The 18,765-nt window shown below is 42.2% G+C and carries 16 protein-coding genes; 7 read left to right on the forward strand and 9 right to left on the reverse strand.

Annotated elements, in window-relative coordinates; genetic code table 11:
• Positions 1-16: 16 nt before the first annotated feature.
• The 6 genes from ACFPIK_RS03595 to ACFPIK_RS03620 form a co-directional block, all read right to left on the reverse strand.
• A complete protein-coding gene (locus ACFPIK_RS03595; protein ID WP_377912298.1) occupies positions 17-1,135 on the reverse strand; it encodes an acyltransferase family protein in 1,119 nt (372 codons plus the stop codon).
• Positions 1,136-1,140: 5 nt separating this feature from the next.
• On the reverse strand, positions 1,141-2,478 hold the full coding sequence (locus tag ACFPIK_RS03600; RefSeq protein ID WP_377912300.1) for a Gfo/Idh/MocA family protein: 1,338 nt from the start codon (positions 2,476-2,478) through the stop codon (positions 1,141-1,143).
• 23 nt (positions 2,479-2,501) lie between these two features.
• Positions 2,502-3,650, reverse strand: a complete 1,149-nt coding sequence (locus ACFPIK_RS03605; protein ID WP_377912302.1) for an N-acetylglucosamine-6-phosphate deacetylase — start codon at positions 3,648-3,650, stop codon at positions 2,502-2,504.
• On the reverse strand, positions 3,635-4,960 hold the full coding sequence (locus ACFPIK_RS03610) for a sugar MFS transporter (RefSeq protein WP_377912304.1): 1,326 nt from the start codon (positions 4,958-4,960) through the stop codon (positions 3,635-3,637). Before ACFPIK_RS03610 ends, ACFPIK_RS03605 begins: the two co-directional genes overlap by 16 nt.
• A gap of 286 nt (positions 4,961-5,246) precedes the next feature.
• The gene (locus ACFPIK_RS03615; protein ID WP_377912306.1) at positions 5,247-5,987 is read right to left on the reverse strand and encodes a glucosamine-6-phosphate deaminase; all 741 of its coding nucleotides are present in this window, start codon (positions 5,985-5,987) and stop codon (positions 5,247-5,249) included.
• Between the two features lie 10 nt (positions 5,988-5,997).
• A complete protein-coding gene (locus tag ACFPIK_RS03620; protein ID WP_377912308.1) occupies positions 5,998-6,471 on the reverse strand; it encodes a hypothetical protein in 474 nt (157 codons plus the stop codon).
• A gap of 54 nt (positions 6,472-6,525) precedes the next feature.
• On the opposite strand from ACFPIK_RS03620, the gene ACFPIK_RS03625 reads away from it, so the two are divergent.
• The 5 genes from ACFPIK_RS03625 (at position 6,526) to ACFPIK_RS03645 (ending at position 10,892) form a co-directional block, all read left to right on the forward strand.
• Entirely contained in the window at positions 6,526-7,875 is a 1,350-nt protein-coding gene (locus ACFPIK_RS03625) for a sterol desaturase family protein (RefSeq protein WP_377912310.1), read from the forward strand.
• Positions 7,876-7,889: 14 nt separating this feature from the next.
• Entirely contained in the window at positions 7,890-9,008 is a 1,119-nt protein-coding gene (locus ACFPIK_RS03630) for an XdhC family protein (protein ID WP_377912312.1), read from the forward strand.
• The gene (locus ACFPIK_RS03635; protein ID WP_377912314.1) at positions 9,005-9,586 is read left to right on the forward strand and encodes a nucleotidyltransferase family protein; all 582 of its coding nucleotides are present in this window, start codon (positions 9,005-9,007) and stop codon (positions 9,584-9,586) included. Before ACFPIK_RS03630 ends, ACFPIK_RS03635 begins: the two co-directional genes overlap by 4 nt.
• 122 nt (positions 9,587-9,708) lie before the next feature.
• Positions 9,709-10,086 carry a DUF4221 family protein gene (locus ACFPIK_RS03640; RefSeq protein WP_377912316.1) on the forward strand — a complete coding sequence of 126 codons (378 nt, stop codon included), beginning with the start codon at positions 9,709-9,711 and terminating at the stop codon, positions 10,084-10,086.
• Positions 10,083-10,892, forward strand: coding sequence for a DUF4221 family protein (locus ACFPIK_RS03645; RefSeq protein WP_377912318.1), 810 nt, complete (start codon positions 10,083-10,085; stop codon positions 10,890-10,892). Before ACFPIK_RS03640 ends, ACFPIK_RS03645 begins: the two co-directional genes overlap by 4 nt.
• A gap of 359 nt (positions 10,893-11,251) precedes the next feature.
• Here ACFPIK_RS03645 and ACFPIK_RS03650 read toward each other — a convergent pair whose 3' ends face one another.
• Positions 11,252-11,860, reverse strand: coding sequence for a Uma2 family endonuclease (locus ACFPIK_RS03650; RefSeq protein ID WP_377912320.1), 609 nt, complete (start codon positions 11,858-11,860; stop codon positions 11,252-11,254).
• A 66-nt stretch (positions 11,861-11,926) separates the two neighbouring features.
• Positions 11,927-13,069 (reverse strand): cysteine desulfurase family protein, encoded by a 1,143-nt coding sequence (locus tag ACFPIK_RS03655; protein WP_377912322.1) that lies wholly within the window; start codon positions 13,067-13,069, stop codon positions 11,927-11,929.
• 72 nt (positions 13,070-13,141) lie between these two features.
• Between ACFPIK_RS03655 and ACFPIK_RS03660 the strand changes: the two genes are divergently transcribed.
• Together ACFPIK_RS03660 and ACFPIK_RS03665 are read left to right on the forward strand one after the other, a co-directional pair.
• Positions 13,142-13,489: a hypothetical protein gene (locus ACFPIK_RS03660; protein ID WP_377912324.1), complete on the forward strand. Its 348-nt coding sequence runs from the start codon at positions 13,142-13,144 to the stop codon at positions 13,487-13,489.
• Positions 13,490-13,756: 267 nt separating this feature from the next.
• Positions 13,757-15,793, forward strand: coding sequence for a glutamine--tRNA ligase/YqeY domain fusion protein (locus ACFPIK_RS03665; RefSeq protein WP_377912326.1), 2,037 nt, complete (start codon positions 13,757-13,759; stop codon positions 15,791-15,793).
• A gap of 806 nt (positions 15,794-16,599) precedes the next feature.
• Here the strand turns inward: ACFPIK_RS03665 and ACFPIK_RS03670 are convergent.
• On the reverse strand, positions 16,600-18,762 hold the full coding sequence (locus ACFPIK_RS03670) for a xanthine dehydrogenase family protein molybdopterin-binding subunit (protein WP_377912328.1): 2,163 nt from the start codon (positions 18,760-18,762) through the stop codon (positions 16,600-16,602).
• Positions 18,763-18,765: the final 3 nt, after the last annotated feature.

Consider the following 18,765-nt stretch of genomic DNA (forward strand, 5'->3'; position numbering starts at 1 on the left):
TTGGGAATCATTTTTCCTACACCTTAAAGAAAATCTTCTTGCGATACAGGAAGTAGAGCAATAGCCAAACCAACCCCAAAGCCCCCAAATTTTCCATCACCGGCATCCAATTTTCTCCTAAAGGTTTGTAAAGTCCCTCAAACAACAGCCTCGATGTATACCTGAAATTGACAAAGCGGTAAATCATGTAGATCGTCAAACTGTTCATTCCTACCACCACAAAGAAGAAGGCCCATTTCTGGAATTTCAGCATGTCGATAACCAAGTAGAAAAGTCCTAAAGACAGAAAGGCCAAACCCGAGGTAAGCATGATAAAAGAACTCGTCCACATGCGCTTGAAAATCGGGAAATGAAGATTCCAAATCAGCGCAATGCCTATGCACACCAGTCCGATCACCACCAACTCTTTGAGTTTTTGGTTGTCGGAGGATGCGACTTTTTTCAGGATTTCTCCTGCATGCGCTCCAAAGATTGTCAAACAGATTGCCGGAAAGGTGGTCAGAATTCCCAATTCATCAAATTGCCCTTGTAGCAGCCTTCCAGGCAAAAATGTTCGATCAAACCAACCTACCAGATTTCCCTCGAAACTCAAATCGCCTGCTGCAAATCCCGGCACAGGAACCAGAAATACTGCCGCATGGTACAACCCTAAAATTCCAGCGACAATCAACAGCCGCTTAATCGAATCAAAATTGAGAACCAGCACGACGGTAATAAATCCAGCTATTCCGATCCTTCCCAGCACGCTTCCCAGCCGGATCTGCTCCCAATCGAAAAACGGAAAAGGTGCATTTTTGTCGAGCATGCCCAATCCAATCAGAATCAACATTCGGACAAAAGCTTTCCTATAAATCTCATTTTTAGGAGCATGAGTTTCCAGAGTTTTGGCAAGAGAAAAAGGAATAGAAACTCCTGAAATGAACAGGAAAAGCGGGAAAATAAAGTCGTAAAAGGCAAATCCAACCCACTCCGGATGCTCAAATTGTAGGGCAATGGCATCTACCCATCCCATACCTGTTTTACCTTCAAGGCTTCTGAAAAACGCATCAGCACCACAAATCATCAACATGTCAAAGCCTCGAAGGGCATCGATGGAAACCAGTCGTTTTGATCCGTTGGAAAGGCTCATAGTCATGTGAATCAGAGTTTAGGTTCCCAGCCTTTTTGGTATTCCCTGCCCCAAAGTTTCATCGCTTCCTTGTCACCAAGGATCTTTCCTGAATTTTGGTCAATTTCTAAAGCTCTGCCTGTTCGGTAAGAAATATTGCCCAAATGGCATAGTAGCACGCTTTTTTGAATTTCAGGGTAAGGGGAAATCTGACTTTCTCCCTTATCGATGGCATTGATAAAATTGGTGAAGTGAGCGATGTCCATGTCAAAACCAGCGCCGCGTTGATCCACCACGGTATTGGTAGTGGGCTCGGCAGATTTCACTAGCTTATTGGCGTTGTCGTAGATTTTGTAGGAGTTGTTCAGGAGTTCGAGTGTTCCGTTTTCTCCGTGGAAAGAGACTCCTGAGCCCATCGCGTTGATGTCGCGAGCGTTGCAGCTACGACCTTCCCAAAGGATGGATTTTCCGTCTGCGAAATTGTATGAGGCAATTTGAGTATCAGGCGTTTCCCAATCGTCCTGAAAGTGATACCGTCCGCCGCTAGAATAGCATTTTTCTGGATATTCTACTTGCAATCCCCATCTGGCCAAATCCAAAAAGTGAACACCATTGTTGACGATTTCTCCTGTGCCCCAGTGCCAGAACCAGTGCCAATTGTAATGAATCAGGTTGTCTTTAAATTCTGCTCGGGGCGCAGGCCCTTGCCAAAGTTCAAAATCCAGCCATTCTGGAACGGCAGCGGGCTTTCCGTAGCCGATGGATTTTCGTGTATTCGTATACCAAGCTCTGGCATAATAAGCCTTTCCAATTGCGCCGGAGTGAAGTTCTTTCATCGCCTCCTGCACTCTTGGCCAGGATCGGCGCTGATTGCCCATCTGAACGATTTTACCATACTTTTTGGTGGCTTCCACGAGTAGTTCAGATTCGGCGGGATTGTGCGAACCGGGCTTTTCCAAATACACATGTTTTCCTGCCTGAAGCGCCATAATGGAGGCTGGCGTATGCCAAAAATCAGGCATGGCAATCGAGACTGCATCCAGCGTTTTGTCTTCCAAGGCTTTTCTGAAGTCAACCAAACCCGTTGGAGCCGTTTTTACTCCTTCTTTTAAGGCCAAGGCAATCCCGTTTTCCCGAGCACGGGAATCCACATCGCAGATGTAAGCGATTTCCACATTCGGGATTTTGGCGAACGCCTGAATATGCTGCGAGCCCCTGCTGTTGACGCCAATCACGGCAACACGGTATTTGTCTTTAAGTGGGTATTGGGAAAGGATATTAAAGGAAAAAGCGGAAGAAGCTGCACTGAGTCCCAAGGCTCCGGTTGCAGCAGTTTTGATAAAATGGCGGCGGTTGAGGTTATTTTTCATGGTGCTGTGGTTTTGAGTTTGGGTTAATCGAGCGGTATTTCTACTCCGTTTTTTAGGACTTTGAGAATTTTTAAAGTTTGATCTGGAGCTTGTTCTGCTACAATCAAGTCCGCATTTTGACCGATTTGGATAGGCTCAAAAGAAGTATCAAAGAGCCTTTGAGCTCGTATGGAAGCCATTTGCCAGGCTTCTGAAAGATTGGTCTGTTCGTTTTTTAGCAGAAAATTGATCCCTTGGAGGATATTCATGGCAGACCCCGCAAGGGTATTGGGATTTCCGAAAAGGTGGAGTTTGTTATTGAGAGTTAAGGTCACTTTTCCTCCAACTGCAGCATCATAATCCCCTGGTGGCATGCCTGCCAAAGCCACGGAATCGCTGACAAGGATGAGTTTTTCAGCTTTCACTTTCCTAAACACCTGAATCACTTCAGCAGGAAGATGAAATCCGTCCGCAATGATGGTGGCAGATAGGTTTTCGGCAGCCAGTTGAGACCAGAGGTAATTGGGATGACGGGCAATGATGCCGTGCATTCCATTTCCCAAGTGGGTGGAAAGCCCCGCTCCTGCTGTTACGGCTTCCAAGATTTGGGCATGGCTGGCATTGGTATGACCGATGGAAACCAAAATCCCGTATTCCATGCATTTTTCAATAAATGAGGCGCTTCCCTCCCATTCCGGAGAAAGGGTGATCATCCTAATCAGGCCTTCGCTTTCTTCAATCCACTTTTGAAACAAATTCCAGTTCGGAGCCTGTACAAATTCTCTGTAATGTGCACCTCTTGGTCCGTCTTCAGGAGAAATAAAAGGCCCCTCAATATGAATTCCTGTGATACAAGATTGGGCCAGGGAATCCATTTTGCGGTGCTGAACCACCTGCTGAATCAAGGCTGAAATCTTCTCCGGAGAGTTGGTAATAATCGTGGGAAAATGGCTTGTAACGCCGTATGAAAGAAGTTTTCTAGAAATTTGACCCAAAGCCAAAACGTCGGATTGAATAGCATTATAATCCAGGCCTCCGTAGCCATTCACTTGAATATCCGTGAATCCAGGTCCGACCCAGACATTTTCGGGACTAGTTTCGATAGATAAAACTGACTTGATCTTTCCTTCGGAAATTAAGATTTCCAGTGGCTTTCCATCCAAAAAAGACTTTCCGATCAGGCGAGTTTCCATCTTCTGATTTTATGTCCATGTATTGCATAAAACATCAAATACAGGTAGCAAGGAAATAGCACCCAATAGGCCTGCTGCACATTGACCGCGTCTGCCACGGCACCATAAGCAAGCGGCATAATCGCATTTCCGCAAAGTCCCATGATCATGATGGAAGCTCCGAGTTTGGTAAATCGACCCAATCCGTCCAAAGCCAAAGGCCAAATTCCCGCCCAGACCAATGAATTGGCCAAGCCCAACAACACCACAAACCAGATCGACACATCCGTCGTGATCCCCAAAATCGTCACTTGACCGGAGCTGAAAATGATCAGCAGGGTGAATACCGTGCCCAACAGCGTACAAATCCTAAGCACATTCACCTGAGAAATAACCTTGGGAATCAAAGAAATACCGATCAGATAGCCCAAAATGGTAAATGCCAGTGTGTAGGACGGAAAGACCTTGGCTTCCATCAATCCAATCCCAAAGGAATTGGCATAAGGAATGACCGTATCGATCGCGATGACCTGAGTACCTACATGCAGGAAAATTGCCACAGCCCCCAAAATCAAGTGAGGAAACTGAAAAATGGAGTTTTTTCCAGAATTCGCTTCTGCGACTTCAGCCGTCTCATGCTCGGTGTCAATTTCCGGAAGTGGAGAAAATCGTACAAATATCCCCAATGCCAAAAGCACGGTTCCTACTACGGAATAAGGCAAAATGACTCGCCGGATCAATTCATCTAAGGCTGCGTCTTTCGCCTCCGGAGTCATGGTGTCCAACTGCTGGAAAAGCTCATTATCCCCAACTCTTAGAATAACTGCCGCGAAAAGAATCGGTGCCAAAATTCCAGCTCCTTTGTTGAAAATACCCATCACGCTAATGCGTTGGGCAGCATTTTCTTTCGGACCCAAAACCGTCACGTAAGGATTTGCAGCAGTCTGAAGAACCGCCAAACCGGTTCCTAAAGTAAACAACCCCAATAGGAAAATCTCATAGGTTCGGCTCATTGCAGCAGGCACGAAAATGAAAGCTCCCACTGCCATGGCGAAGAATCCAACCATCATTCCTTTCTTAAATCCCACCGCTTTGAGCAGGTAGGAAGAAGGAACGGACATAACGAGGTAGGAAATGTAAAAAGCAAAAGCAACAAGGTAGGAATCGAAGTTGCTGAGGGTAAAGGCGATTTTGAAATAGGGAATCAAGATCGCATTGACCCAAGATACAAATCCGAAAATGAAGAAAAGCATCCCGATGATGCCGATGGAGATCCAAGTGTCCCGTTGGCTCAGCTGATCGGCACGAACCGCAGCGGTGGTTTTTGACATAGGCTGGTTTTGGGTTATAAGAAAAAAAGATGATTTAAAAATTATTGATGTGAGTGAAGACCTGCCTGAGGCAGACAGGCACTCACATCGGCGGTATTTTCGCCACCGTGAGTGTCCTCACTCACGGATTATCCTTTTAAATTCTCTTTTTCCATTTGCCTTAAATACCAATTTTTATGTCACCCATCCAAAAAATTTCCGATCAATGGTTGTAAAGCAAGGATGAAGCGGGTTCATCCAGAAAAATCTTCGCCCCCGTGAGTGTCCTCACTCACGGAACATTCATTTAAAGCTTATGAAGCAAAGATGAAGCAGGGTGATCCAAAAGGATCTGACAATCTTGATGCTCTTGCAAGATCGAAGCCGGGTGAAGATTGGAGATTTCTCCTTTCAAGCAGTCCTTAACAGCCTTCGCTTTTCTCAAATCAGGGACCGAACAAATGATGGATTTTGATTTCATAATTTGACGGATTGACATGCTGATGGCTTGGGTCGGTACTGCCTCCAAATTGGGAAACCACCCCTCTCCAAACTGTTGCATTCGGCAGGCATGGTCCAAATTGACTACTAAATAAGGCTTTTCCGTTTCAAAATCAGCAGGAGGATCATTGAACGCCAAGTGTCCATTTTCCCCAATTCCCACAAATGCCACATCAATCGGGTGGTTTTGAATCAAAGTCGACAGCCGCTCACATTCTTTTTCAGGGTCATTTTCTCCGTCAATCAAATGATAGGCTTTTAGCTGTGGGACATGATTGAAGAACCTTTCAACCAGATACTTTCTAAAACTGGCTGGATGCGTGATCGAAAGTCCAAGGTATTCATCCAAGTGAAACACAACCACCTTGCTCCAATCGATGTCTTTTTCAGCCGACAGCTGCTTCAGTGTTTCAAATTGACTCGTTCCAGTTGCCAAAATGATATTGGCAAAACCTTGGGTGGAAATTGCCTTTCTGATCAATTCAGCGCCGATTTTACCTGCTTTTTGACCTAGGTCGAGTGAGTTTGGAGAAATGGAAACGGTCATGGTTTGGGGTTTATTCAAGTTCTTCGAGACGGTAGTCAAAATCGCTTTGCAGGTCCTCATGAAGCGTGGAAATCAGCTTTTTTGCCTTTCCGATTTGGACTTCATACAGGTTGGTAATCACCGGGTGACGGAAACTCAGATAACCGTATTTCTTCATCATTCCACAGAAATACAAAATCAATTCCGCTTGGTCTGCTTTGTTTTTACTGAGTTTAAGCGCCTTGTTGAGTTTGCGGCGAATGGCTTGAGCAGCTTTTTTGGCCACATGATAATTTCGGGTGTTAGCCGTTTGAAAGGCCTCGTCCAGCTCCTCTTTGACCGAATCCACAAACAAGTTGGGCTGATCCCGTTCATTCAGTTTGAAGTAAAGGAAAGCCTTATTATCCCTGCTGAATTTGGCCAAATCAGTAATCAGGGCAATTAATTCCTTTTCAGAGAGGTAACCGAGGTCTTTTTTGAGATCTGCTAAAGATGGAATTTCCATGGCTAAAAGTAAGAAGTTTCCGATTGAGGCGATTTTCCACTTAAACCCCTTCTCTTGATTTTCATCAAAAATACCGCTCAAACCAAAGAAATCTTGAATGAAACCGAGTTTATCAATAAGTTTAAATCCAGAACGATAAACCCGATGGAAGCTTACGGACAGATCTTATTAATCGCCATGCCGGCCTTTTTTGTGCTGGTGTTATTTGAAAAATTCTGGGGGATTTGGAAAGGCAATGACACCGTCCCGCTCAATGACATGATAGCGTCCTTGAGTTCGGGCATTACCAATGTGACCAAAGACGTGCTGGGACTCAGTATTGCAGTGATTTCCTATAGTTGGTTGTTTGAAAAATTCTCCTTTTTCCAAATCGAAGCAACTTGGCTGGTATATGTGATTGCCTTTTTCGCTTTGGATTTTGCAGGGTATTGGACGCATCGGATTGCCCACGAATACAATATTTTTTGGAACAATCACATCGTTCATCACAGCTCGGAGGAGTTTAACCTCGCCTGTGCACTACGCCAAAGCATTTCTTCTATTGTGAAGATTTTCGCGATTTTTCTTATTCCTGCAGCAATTTTGGGAGTACCCCCACAAGTCATTGGTATCGTTGCACCGCTTCATTTGTTTGCTCAGTTTTGGTATCATACCCGTCATATTGGAAGAATGGGTTTTTTGGAAAAAATCATTGTCACCCCATCTCATCACCGCGTGCACCATGCGATCAATCCGGAGTATTTGGACAAAAACTACGGTCAAATCTTCATCTTTTGGGACAGGTGGTTTGGAACTTATCAAGAGGAAAAAGACGAGATTCCAGCTGTATACGGCGTGACTCGACCCGTTCAAACTTGGAATCCGATTAAGATTAATTTTATGCACCTTTGGCTTTTGATCAAGGATGCCTGGAGAGCTGAAAAGTGGTCAGATAAACTTAAAATCTGGTTTATGCCACTGGGCTGGAGACCTGCTGATGTAGCAAAGAAATACCCTGTCTCCAAAATCGAGGACGTGTACCATTTTGACAAGTACAATCCTTCACTTACCAAAGGCATGCTTATTTGGAGCTTCGGTCAATTGATCGCGTTGTTGCTTTTACTTAGCTACCTCTTTGGAAATTTGGCTGACATCGGCGCTCCGGGAATTTTCTATTATGGAGGTTTCGTTTTTCTTACCGTATATGCCTATACCGAACTCATGGATCGAAATCCGAATGCTTGGGCTTGGGAAGTGCTTAAGGCAGTTTACGCGATGTATTTCGTATTAACCTCAGGTGATTGGTTTGGATTGAATAAGTTTTTACCGGGTTCGGTATACATTTTCGTAGGGTACTTGGTGGTTTCAGCATTACTTTCGATTTGGTTTTCTTTTAAAAAAGAAAAACTTCAGCTTGCCAACTAATTCAGCCTATCTAAATGAAAGAACTTCAGCAGATCATCCAGGCTTACGAAGTTTGTAAATCAGAAAATCAATCCGTAGCCTTGGCCACCGTGGTGCAAGTGGATGGTTCAGCATACCGTCGGCCAGGTGCCAGAATGTTGGTCACTCAGGAAGGAAATCTGACTGGGGCAATCAGTGGTGGTTGCTTGGAAGGTGATGCACTTCGCAAAGCCCAAGCGGTGATCTTTCAGCAAAAATCCATGTTGGTTACCTATGATACTACGGATGAGGATGATCAGAAATTCGGTGTAGGCCTTGGTTGTAATGGAATCATTCACGTCCTGATCGAACCAATCAACTTCAAGAATACTGAAAATCCGGTTGAACTGATCAAAAAAGCACTTTCTGATCGGGAGACTTCACTCCTGCTCACACTTTTCTCCGTTCCAAATTCCAAATCAGAACAAATTGGAACGATTTACCTTAGAAAAGGAGGTCGGGAATTCGGGAGTTTATCCAAGGTTCATGCGGATTTCAGACAAGAATTAGAAAAGGAAATTATGGATTTTGATTCTCCTCAAAATCTAATTCAAGCTTATTCAGAATACCAGCAACTCTCGGTTTTCTTCGAAGTCATCAAGCCTCCAACTCGGATTCTCCTTTTTGGTGCCGGAAATGATACCATTCCGGTAGCTAAACTTGCAGAGATTTTAGGTTTTGAATTGGTTTTGATCGATGGAAGGAAAAACCTGGCGACTGCAGCCCGATTTCCACAGGCAAAACAGATTATTCAGGGACCCGCTGAAGAAGTCATCGATCAATTCGAAACGGATCTGAATACGGTGGCTTTGCTCATGACTCACAATTTTGAATACGAAGTCATTGTCTTGGAAAAACTCCTGTCCTTCATGATTCAATACATCGGGATTTTAGGACCAAAGAGGAAAACCGAAAAACTAATCCAAAGACTCGAATCCAGAGGAGTTCAAGTTTCTACAGACAATATCTATGCGCCGATCGGGTTGGAAATCGGTGCGGAAACTTCCGAGGAAATCGCCCTTTCAATTTTGGCTGAAATCAAGGCGGTTCTCAATAAAAAGCAGCCGATTTTCCTGCGGGACAAGCAAGGTCCTATTCATGAAAAGGTGGGATGAAAACCGCGATAATCCTCTTAGCAGCCGGCTCATCTTCCCGTTTAGGAAGACCCAAGCAATTGATTGAATTTCAAGGAAAAAAATTAATCCAAAAAGCTATTGATGAGGCCAAAAAAAGCAAGGCTGATTCTTTGGTGGTGGTGCTGGGATGGAATCATGAATTGATCAAAACAGGCTTTGATTCCAGTCAAACTTCCATTGTGATCAACGAAAGTTGGGAACAAGGTATGGCCACCAGTATGCAGGCTGGTCTTCGTTTTTTGAGGGAAAAAGAACATCCTGACCAAGTTATTTTGATGCTGGTAGACCAGCCCTATGTAGAGTCAAAGCTTTTGGATCGATTGATTTTGGAAAAGGAAAGAACCGGAAAAGGAATTGTGGCTTGCAGCTATTCGGATACTTTGGGAGTTCCGGTGATTTTTGACCAGAAATATTTTGAGGAATTGCTTATGCTAAAAGGTTCTGATGGAGCCAAAAAGGTGATTCTGAGAAATAAAGCTGATGTTTTTGAAATTGAATTTCCACTTGGAGCAGTGGATTTGGATACGGAAGATGATCTTTTACTTTTTAAAGATTAAAATTTTAATTTCTGTAAATCATTGATTTATAATTTCTTAAATAGAAATAAGATTAAAAAATTCATTTTTAATTTTTTTATAAGTAAAATTACTTGATAATTAATTATAAAAACGACGAATTCATGAAAAATTTTGTCAAACTTGGTTCAAGTTACCTTCTACTTACGGTTTTCATCTCCTGCACAAATTCAAACGATTCTAAAGTTGGAATTCCTTTCGCACAACCTGTCTCAAATATCGCGATCTCATTAGACAACGAAACACCAAATTTTTCAAACATTTTTGTACAACATTATTCAGAGGAAAATGAAGAATATTTATTTTTATACAATGATTTAGTAAATAGATTGTATAAATATAACCTTAATGATGGCAAGATTATCGATTCCAAGGACTTTCAAAAAGAAGGAGATTTCGGAATAGGTGAACCTAAATATTTCAAATTCATTAATAAAGATACTATTTTTTTTCAAATAATAGTGTTAATTATTTTTACTTGACTGATTTTAAAAATAGCTATAGCAAAAGATTTATATTTAATGTTTCAAAAGAAAAAAGAGGATTTGTTCCTCTTACTTCACATCGCTCAGGTATAATTTTTTATAAAGAAAAAGTGTATCTTACGAATCCGATGGCCTATATTCCGAGTGTAAAAGTGGCTCCTGATTTTTTTAAAGATTATAACAATTCAAGATTCATATTTGAATATGACATCCTTAGAGATTCAATTTTTGAAAATAATATGCTATTTCCTATCGAATATAATAAGGCGATTTATTCTGATTACTTTAACTTTATGAGTCAATGGTTTGTAGATGATAAAATATTATACTCTTTCCCGCTTTCTGATTCTTTGATTGAATATGCTATTTCTTCCAAACTTAGTAAAAGAATATATGCCGGATTTAGCAAGCGAAATAAATTTAAAAGCGAAGAATTGGCAAGTTCACAGACAGATTTGATAGATGTATCGTCAAATGAACAATTTAACTCCTTTATTGGCCAGTTCAACTATGATAAAATCTTATATGATGAATATAGGAAGTTATTTTACAGATTCATTGAATTTCCTATTCCCAATAATGTATTGGAAATTCCAGCAAGAATCAAACCATTAGGCATTTTGATCTTTGATCAAGATTTTAATAAAATTGGCGAATACGACCTAGGTTATGGGAAATACACTATTTCACATTGTTTTATATCATCAAAAGGATTGAATTTAATAAATTATGAAAAAATAATTTCTGAAGAGTCAAGTATTACTTTTGACATTTTTGACTTTAGCATGCCAGAGCAATTGTGAAAAATTAAAATCATTTGAAGGTTTAATTCTTGTTTATGATTAATATTCCTATCCAAAATGTTTAAATCAAGCTCTTGAATACTTAAACATTTTAAAGGAGACAAATGAATTTGAATTATTTGTTTTAGCTCCAAATTCATTTTCTCAAAAGAAATTATCCATTTTATTTCGTGAATATAAACCGCTGAAAATTCTATACGGCGTTGAAGCTGAATTAGATTGTGGAATGAAGAAAAACACTTCCCTATATATCAGAAATAAAGATCATATCAGAATATTGATGGATTTTTATTAAGGGGTTTTTCTGATATTTTTATTAATTTTATTTAAAAAAAATTTGAATAAATCTTTAGAATTCATTACTCAATATCTTTAAAAAACTCCTCCAGATCCAAGGTAAACCCTTCAATAACACTCGATTCCATCACATCTCCTGAAGTCAGTAATCTCGAGGGAACATATTTTCCATCCACCAAAGTATAGATCATTAAATCCTGGTTTTCGGGATGGTTGATCCAATATTCCCTGACTCCATGAGATTCATAGAGGCTGTATTTGTGTTTGAGTTCTGTCTTACTGTTTCCAGGAGAAAGGATCTCCACAATTAGATCTGGCGCGCCAATGCAACCACGATCGTCTAGTTTTTCAGGATCGCAAATCACGCAGATATCAGGTTGGACAACATCGTGTATTTTATTGTCTTCATTAGAGCCCTTTGGGAAACGAACATCAAAGGGAGCTGTATAGACTTGGCATTTTTGGCCCTTTAGAAAAGATCCAATTCTTAAGAAAAGCTCTCCTGAAGCTTTTTGATGAATTCTTCTAGGTGCTGCAGCAGCTTTTTTAAAAATCTTTCCACGGATCAGTTCGACGACTTCCTCAAACTGCCAAGTCAAGTAATCGGCATAGGAATACATGCCGTATTCAGCTTGAGGTTCATTGACAGTATCTGGCCTATTCGTTTCCATAGCTTAAATATACTGATCCTAAACTGCTTATGTTTTGATTGCCTTAAAATCAATCCTGCATTTTCTTTACTTTCTCAATTCTAGGACTACTTTTGTCACCCAATCCAAAGTTTGCTCAATATCGGATTCAGAAGTGCTCTTTCCTAAACTAAACCGGATCGAAGCTCTTCCCAAATCAGCGTTTAGCCCCATAGCAGCCAGTACATGACTGGGTTTGGGAGAGATGGAGGTACAGGCCGAACCAGAACTCACAGCCACCTTTTGATTCACTTTTTTGAGCAACTCCTCTCCTTCCACACCACCAAAAGCAATGTTGGCCACATGAGGCAATCGAGCTAGCTGACTTCCGTTCAGAGAAGTGTCTGATAATTCCAAAAGGCCTTTTTCCAGTCGATTTCGAAGAATTTCCAATCGATCTGCTTCCCTATTCATTTCCGCCAAGCGAAGCTCTGCAGCTTTTCCAAAACCTACGATTCCAGGCACATTAAGTGTACCGCTTCGCATTCCCTTTTCGTGACCACCGCCATGGATTTGAGCCAAGGGTTTGGGTAAATCATGGTTATGTCTCACATAGAGCGCCCCGACTCCTTTTGGACCGTAAAGTTTATGAGCAGAAATGGCCATCAGGTGAATTCCTTTGGTGAAAACGGGAATTTTCCCTGCTGCCTGAACTGCATCGGTGAAGAAAATCAGGTTTTTTGATTCTGCCAATTGAGCGATTTTTTCCACCGGATGAATCACCCCTGTCTCATTATTTGCCCACATTAGGCAGATTAGTTTAGTATGAGGCAAAATGGAATTTTCCAGTTCCTCTAAACTGACAGTTCCCTTGGAATCGACGGGCAAATAAGTTACTTCAGCACCACTTTTTTCGATTTCTGAAAAGGTATCCAAAACGGCTTTGTGCTCGGTCAGGGCAGTGATGTAATGCTGTTTTTCTCCCGAGTAAGCTTCAAAAGTTCCTTTGATTCCCAGGTTGATGGCTTCTGTAGCCCCTGAAGTAAAAATGATCTCTTTGGCTTTTGCACAGATCAGATTGGCTACTTTTTCGCGAGCTTCTTCCACGGCATTTTCTGCCACCCACCCGTAAGGATGACTTTTACTTGCTGCATTTCCGAAATGTGATCCAAAATAAGGAAGCATAGCTTCAATTACTTCCGAAGCACAAGGAGTGGTGGCATTGTAATCGAGATAAATCGGGTAATTCATGACCTAAAAATACACGATTCTCATTCGATCAATTACTGATTTCCATAACTTCAATTTCCAAACCATCAAAAAATGCAAGAAACCTGGACTTTTGATTTCCCTTTTTCCCAAAACCCAAATGAGGATTTAGCAAGACTTTTAGCAGAAAAAGATCGGGAACTCGGCATTTTCCTCTCCTACTATTACAAAAAAGAAGGAGCCGTCACCGAAAACGTAAAGCTCAAACTCGGGCCTGAATTTGAGTCAAACACTGCTGGTTCTATGGTCTTGGATTTTGATTTAGTACATTTTAATGCCTGTCTCGCTATCCATGAGCAGGTTCGTGAGGAAATGAAGATCAGATTCGAAATTGATCCAAAAGCCCAAAAAATCAAGCTGATAGGAGCCTATTGGCCGAGTCGGGAAATGGATGAGATTTAGACTTTAGACACAAGACGCTAGACATGAGATACAAAGTGATAAAAAGAGGAAGGGACAAGAACTCAAATTTTTGCGCACCTACGAGACTTTTCCAAAGTCTCTAAGCTTTTCAAAAGTAATAGTTCGGCAAATCGCTAAGATCTTGTGTCTAATGTCTTATGTCTAGCGTCTTATATGCTATCTAGATTTCCTTGCTTCTCGTCTCAAATATCCTTTTTGATTGCATTTCCTTTCAATTAAAGTATTTTTGGGCCTCTTAATTGCCTTATGAAAGAATCTGAAGAATCACTGAATTTTATTGAACATATCATCGAGGAAGACTTGGCCAACGGCTTTCCGCAAGAAAACTTACGCTTTCGTTTTCCGCCCGAACCAAACGGATACCTGCACATCGGTCACGCAGCTTCGATTTGCATGAACTTTGGTTTGGGTGAGAAATACAATGCCCCTGTAAACCTGAGATTTGACGATACCAACCCTTCCAAAGAAGAGCAAGAATATGTGGATGCGATCAAGCGAGACATTGCTTGGTTGGGTTTCCGTTGGGCCAACGAATGCTATGCTTCAGATTACTTTCAGCAGCTACACGATTGGGCAGTTCAGCTGATCAAAGATGACAAGGCTTATGTCGATCAGCAGACATCTGAGCAGATCGCTGCGCAAAAAGGTACTCCCACTACGCCAGGAACTGACAGCCCTTTCAGAAATCGTCCCATAGCTGAAAGCCTTGATTTATTTGCCCGAATGAAAAACGGGGAGTTTCCTGCCGGAAGCTACGTGCTGAGAGCCAAAATCGACATGGCTTCACCCAACATGCACATGCGTGATCCGATTATGTACCGGATCATAAATGCCCATCACCACAGAACAGGCAATGATTGGTGCATTTACCCCATGTATGACTGGGCGCATGGTGAATCTGATTATGTAGAGCAGGTTTCTCACTCTCTATGTACGCTAGAGTTTAAGGCCCATCGTGAACTTTACGATTGGTATGTAGATCAGATTATTGATCCGAAAAAACTCAGACCAAAGCAGCGCGAGTTTGCGAGGAGAAATCTTAGCTATACCGTGATGAGTAAGCGAAAGCTGCTCGAGTTGGTACAAAAGAATATAGTTTCCGGTTGGGACGATCCGCGAATGCCCACCATTTCTGGTTTGAGAAGAAGAGGCTACACTCCTACCTCGATACGTAAATTCAGTGATTTGGCGGGTATTGCCAAGCGTGACAATGTAACGGATGTCTCTTTGCTCGAATTCTGTATCCGTGAAGACCTGAATAAAACGGCTACCCGAGTCATGGCCGTGCTAAATCCGGTAAAATTGGTAATCACCAATTATCCTGAAGGCCAAACCGAGATCCTTCAATTGGAAAACAATCCGGAACAGGAAAATTCCGGAACCCACGATGTGCCATTTTCCAGAGAATTGTACATTGAAAGGGAGGATTTTAAAGAAGACGGTGGTAAAAACTTCTTCCGACTTTCCTTAGGTAATGAAGTTCGTCTGAAAAGTGCTTACATCATTAAGGGTGAATCTGTGGTGAAGGATGATTCCGGAAATATTCTGGAAATTCATTGTACCTACGATCCGGAAACCCGCTCTGGTAGCGGAACAGAAGCTAGTGAGCGAAAAGTAAAGGGCACCCTTCATTGGGTTTCAATTGCCCATGCGATCACAGCTGAAGTCAGAGAATATGACCGTTTGTTTTTGGATGAGGCACCTGATTCACATGAAAACAAGGGGTTTTTGGAGTTTATTAACCCGAACTCTTTGAATGTCATCAAGGAAGCGTATTGCGAACCGTTCTTAGCAAATGCGACGATGAGTGATAAATTCCAATTCCAGCGTTTGGGCTATTTTACCCTCGATCCTGATTCCAAAGATGGAAAATTGGTCTTTAACAAAACCGTTGGTTTGAAAGATACCTGGGCCAAGCAAAACACTCAGACTCCAGCTCCAAATCAACCGAAACCTCAGGTTCAGCCACAGCCTCAAGCTCAGAAAAAAGCCTTGAACGAGATCCAGCAAATTGGAAAGAAATTGACCAATCTGTCTGGTGAAAAGCTGGAAACAGCCATGAATTCTATCAAAGAGTTTGCGGAAGAAGTGACTTATGAGGAATTGGAACCTTTGTTTGCAACTGCAGCTAAGAAAACGGGAACCCGAATAGCCACGATGCTGGCTTTGGGAGTGTTATTGAATAAAGGTCAGGCTAAAAATCAGGCTATTACAGAATTTATTGAGTCTGGAAAAGTAGATGAAAATGAGATTCTGAGAGCTGAGGCAGAGAAATTAGGCTAAATTAGAAATTGTACTGAAAGTGATAGACCTGCTGGGTGTTGAAATCCTGGCAGGTCTTATTTTTTGAACCATTAAGGAAGTTAAGGGAATTGAGGTTTTATTATTAGGAGTTGTCCTGCTCCTCCAGAAACTTGACGCTATGAATTGGAAAATGTTGTTTTTGGAAAGCAGCATAACACGAATGTCAACTATTTAAAATTTTCCACCACATAGCCACAATAGAAAACATAGAGTTTTAAAAAATTCATCTTAAAAACTATGTGGCTCTATGTATCTATGTGGTAAATACTATTTTGTCTAGCGTCACCAGATACTTTACTAATTCCATTAATCCGCGAATGCTTCTTTTGGAAAAGCAGCATAACACGAATGTCAACTTTTTAAAATTTTCCACCACATAGCCACAATAGAAAACATAGAAGTTAAGCTAATCACCTCAAAAATTATGTGCCTCTATGTGTCTATGTGGTTAAATCAATTTAGTCCTGCATCGCCCCTTACACTTGGCTAAAAAAAGTGGAAATGCTGCTTTTGAGAAAAAATTGAAATAAAAGTTCCCGCAGATTTTCGCAGAAAAAGACACAGATGATCACAGATTGGTGATACTTCTGTAAACGTTGATCATTTTTTTGCAGCATGCAAATTCTGTTTTTCAGAAAGCAGCATAACGCAACACCTAAATTCCCTTAATTTCTTCATGGTGAAATACAAAAAATGCTGCCTCCGAAGAAGCAGCATTCCAATTTTTGTGCTGAGCGATTTGTGCTGAGCTTGACGAAGTAAGTCGAAGCTTCAAATTTTAAATTCTAAGCTCTTTTTATTTCCAACTTGATATCTGAAAATTCCTTCTGCTCGATAAATGGCTGACTTCTAAGTCTCCTGCCGGTTGCGGCGAATATCGCATTAGCAATCGCTCCGCCCGTAGGAGGCAATGCAGGCTCTCCCAATCCGGTCGGATCAAATCCTGAATCGATGAAATGGGTATCGATTTCCGGTACTTCCTTCATTCGGATCAGTCGGTAAGTATCGTAGTTGCGCTGCTTTGGAACCCCATTCTCAAAGGTCAGGTTGGTGTACATTGCATGGCCCATTCCATCTACGATTCCACCTCTTACTTGATGGTTTGCGCCTGTTGGATTGACCACCATGCCACAATCGGTTACAGCTGTGATCTTTTTCAAGGTTGGGGTATTTCCCTGCATTTCGATATCAGCTACTTGAGCCACATACGAACGGTGTGAAAAATACACACTGAAGCCCTGTTTTACATTTGGATTCTTTCCCCAATTGGATTTTTCAGCGGCAGTTTTTACCACTCCGATCATTCGATCCACATCGTAACCCAACTCACCCACTGGATTGGTTTTGGCTCGATTAAGCAATTCCAATCGGAAATCCACCGGGTCTTTTCCTGCTGCCAAAGCGACTTCATCCAGGAAGCTTTGCTCTGCATAGGCCAAGAAGTTGGTAATTGGAGCTCTCCAAGCGTTTGTCGTGATGCTTGACTTGTGTTCAATGCTTTCGATCAACACATGGTCAACCGCACCTGATGGGAAGTTATTTTCACGAGTGGTATTTCCTGCATTCATCCCTACCCCACGAAGTTTGTATCCAATCATTGTATTATTGGCATCCAATGCGGCTTCAAATCGATATCGAACAGCAGGACGGTAAGCACCTCCCGTCAGTTCATCCTCTCTACTCCATGTTACTTTCACAGGGGCATTGATCGAACGGGAAACTTCAACTGCTTCAATCACATAATCTGCCCGAAGTCTTCGACCAAATCCTCCGCCCAAACGGGTGATTTCTACGGTAACATTTTCCGGAGGAATCCCTAAAAGGGTTGCAGTTTCTTGTCTGGCCCGATCCGGAGTTTGCGTAGGTCCGACCAGTTCTACTTTGTCTCCTTGAACATGAGCAAAGAAGTTTTCGGGTTCCATCGGAGAATGGGCCACGAAAGGACACTGATATTCTGCAGTTACCACTTTGGCTGCAGACTTGAAGGCCACATCCACATTTCCATCTTTCCGCTTGGTTTCGGCTTTTCCTTTGACCAACAGCTCGGCAAATAGACGATCATGATCGGCTGTACTTTCCACTGCGCCATCTGGTTCGTATTCAACCTTAAGGAGTTTTTTGGCTTTCAAAAGCGGCCAAGTGGTATTTCCAACCACCGCAACACTGGTTCCGAATGTCACAACATCTGTTACACCTGACACGGCTCTAGCCGCCGAATCATCCACGGATTTGATTTTCATTCCGAAAGGAGCACGCTGAATCATCGCATGCTTCATCCCTTCTCTCTGAAAGTCTAATCCATAAAGTGGCTTACCGGTATACATATCCTTGGCATCCACGTTTTTCACAGGGGTGCCAATAATTTTGAAATCCTTTTTGTCTTTTAAGGTCACCTCTTCTGGCGCAGTCATGGCAGCTGCTTCTGTGACAAACTCACCGAAATGGCCCTTTTTGCCAGATCCTGGGTGAGAAATAATGCCCTTTTCAACAGTGATTTCCTCAGCAGGTACATTCCAAGTTTTAGCTGCTGCTGCCACTAGAACAAACTTGGCTGTAGCTCCAGCTTTTCTCAGTCTTTCCCAGCTGTGAGGCATTGCACCCGAACCACCCGTAAGTTGACGGTCATATTTTTCAGGATCAAGATTGGCCTGGACCACTCTTACTTTTTCCCAATCCGCCTCCAACTCCTCGGCCACGACCATGGGAAATGATGTCTTGATGTTTTGTCCCAATTCCGGATTAGGTGAATAGATCACCACATCTCCCGTTGGAGAAATGGATAAGTAACTGTTAAAGGATTTGGCTTGTGAAAGGATCTCTTCTGTGCTCAACACTTCCACTTTGGGAGAATCACAGCTGAACCAATTGAACCCGATAAACAAGCCTCCTGCTGTCGTACCGGCTATCTTCAGAAAATCTCTTCTGCTTGCTTTAGTGACTGTTTTCATGGC

It is taken from the genome of Algoriphagus aquatilis (assembly GCF_042657405.1).
GTDB lineage: Bacteria > Bacteroidota > Bacteroidia > Cytophagales > Cyclobacteriaceae > Algoriphagus > Algoriphagus aquatilis.

What these genes read in the sequence shown, in the direction of transcription:
- ACFPIK_RS03640 (WP_377912316.1), top strand. Translation starts at nt 9,709, where the DNA reads ATGAAAAATTTTGTCAAACTTGGTTCAAGTTACCTTCTACTTACGGTT.
- ACFPIK_RS03605 (WP_377912302.1), bottom strand. Translation starts at nt 3,650, where the DNA reads ATGGAAACTCGCCTGATCGGAAAGTCTTTTTTGGATGGAAAGCCACTG.
- ACFPIK_RS03610 (WP_377912304.1), bottom strand. Translation starts at nt 4,960, where the DNA reads ATGTCAAAAACCACCGCTGCGGTTCGTGCCGATCAGCTGAGCCAACGG.
- ACFPIK_RS03630 (WP_377912312.1), top strand. Translation starts at nt 7,890, where the DNA reads ATGAAAGAACTTCAGCAGATCATCCAGGCTTACGAAGTTTGTAAATCA.
- ACFPIK_RS03665 (WP_377912326.1), top strand. Translation starts at nt 13,757, where the DNA reads ATGAAAGAATCTGAAGAATCACTGAATTTTATTGAACATATCATCGAG.
- ACFPIK_RS03600 (WP_377912300.1), bottom strand. Translation starts at nt 2,478, where the DNA reads ATGAAAAATAACCTCAACCGCCGCCATTTTATCAAAACTGCTGCAACC.
- ACFPIK_RS03650 (WP_377912320.1), bottom strand. Translation starts at nt 11,860, where the DNA reads ATGGAAACGAATAGGCCAGATACTGTCAATGAACCTCAAGCTGAATAC.
- ACFPIK_RS03595 (WP_377912298.1), bottom strand. Translation starts at nt 1,135, where the DNA reads ATGACTATGAGCCTTTCCAACGGATCAAAACGACTGGTTTCCATCGAT.
- ACFPIK_RS03655 (WP_377912322.1), bottom strand. Translation starts at nt 13,069, where the DNA reads ATGAATTACCCGATTTATCTCGATTACAATGCCACCACTCCTTGTGCT.
- ACFPIK_RS03670 (WP_377912328.1), bottom strand. Translation starts at nt 18,762, where the DNA reads ATGAAAACAGTCACTAAAGCAAGCAGAAGAGATTTTCTGAAGATAGCC.
- ACFPIK_RS03620 (WP_377912308.1), bottom strand. Translation starts at nt 6,471, where the DNA reads ATGGAAATTCCATCTTTAGCAGATCTCAAAAAAGACCTCGGTTACCTC.
- ACFPIK_RS03660 (WP_377912324.1), top strand. Translation starts at nt 13,142, where the DNA reads ATGCAAGAAACCTGGACTTTTGATTTCCCTTTTTCCCAAAACCCAAAT.
- ACFPIK_RS03635 (WP_377912314.1), top strand. Translation starts at nt 9,005, where the DNA reads ATGAAAACCGCGATAATCCTCTTAGCAGCCGGCTCATCTTCCCGTTTA.
- ACFPIK_RS03615 (WP_377912306.1), bottom strand. Translation starts at nt 5,987, where the DNA reads ATGACCGTTTCCATTTCTCCAAACTCACTCGACCTAGGTCAAAAAGCA.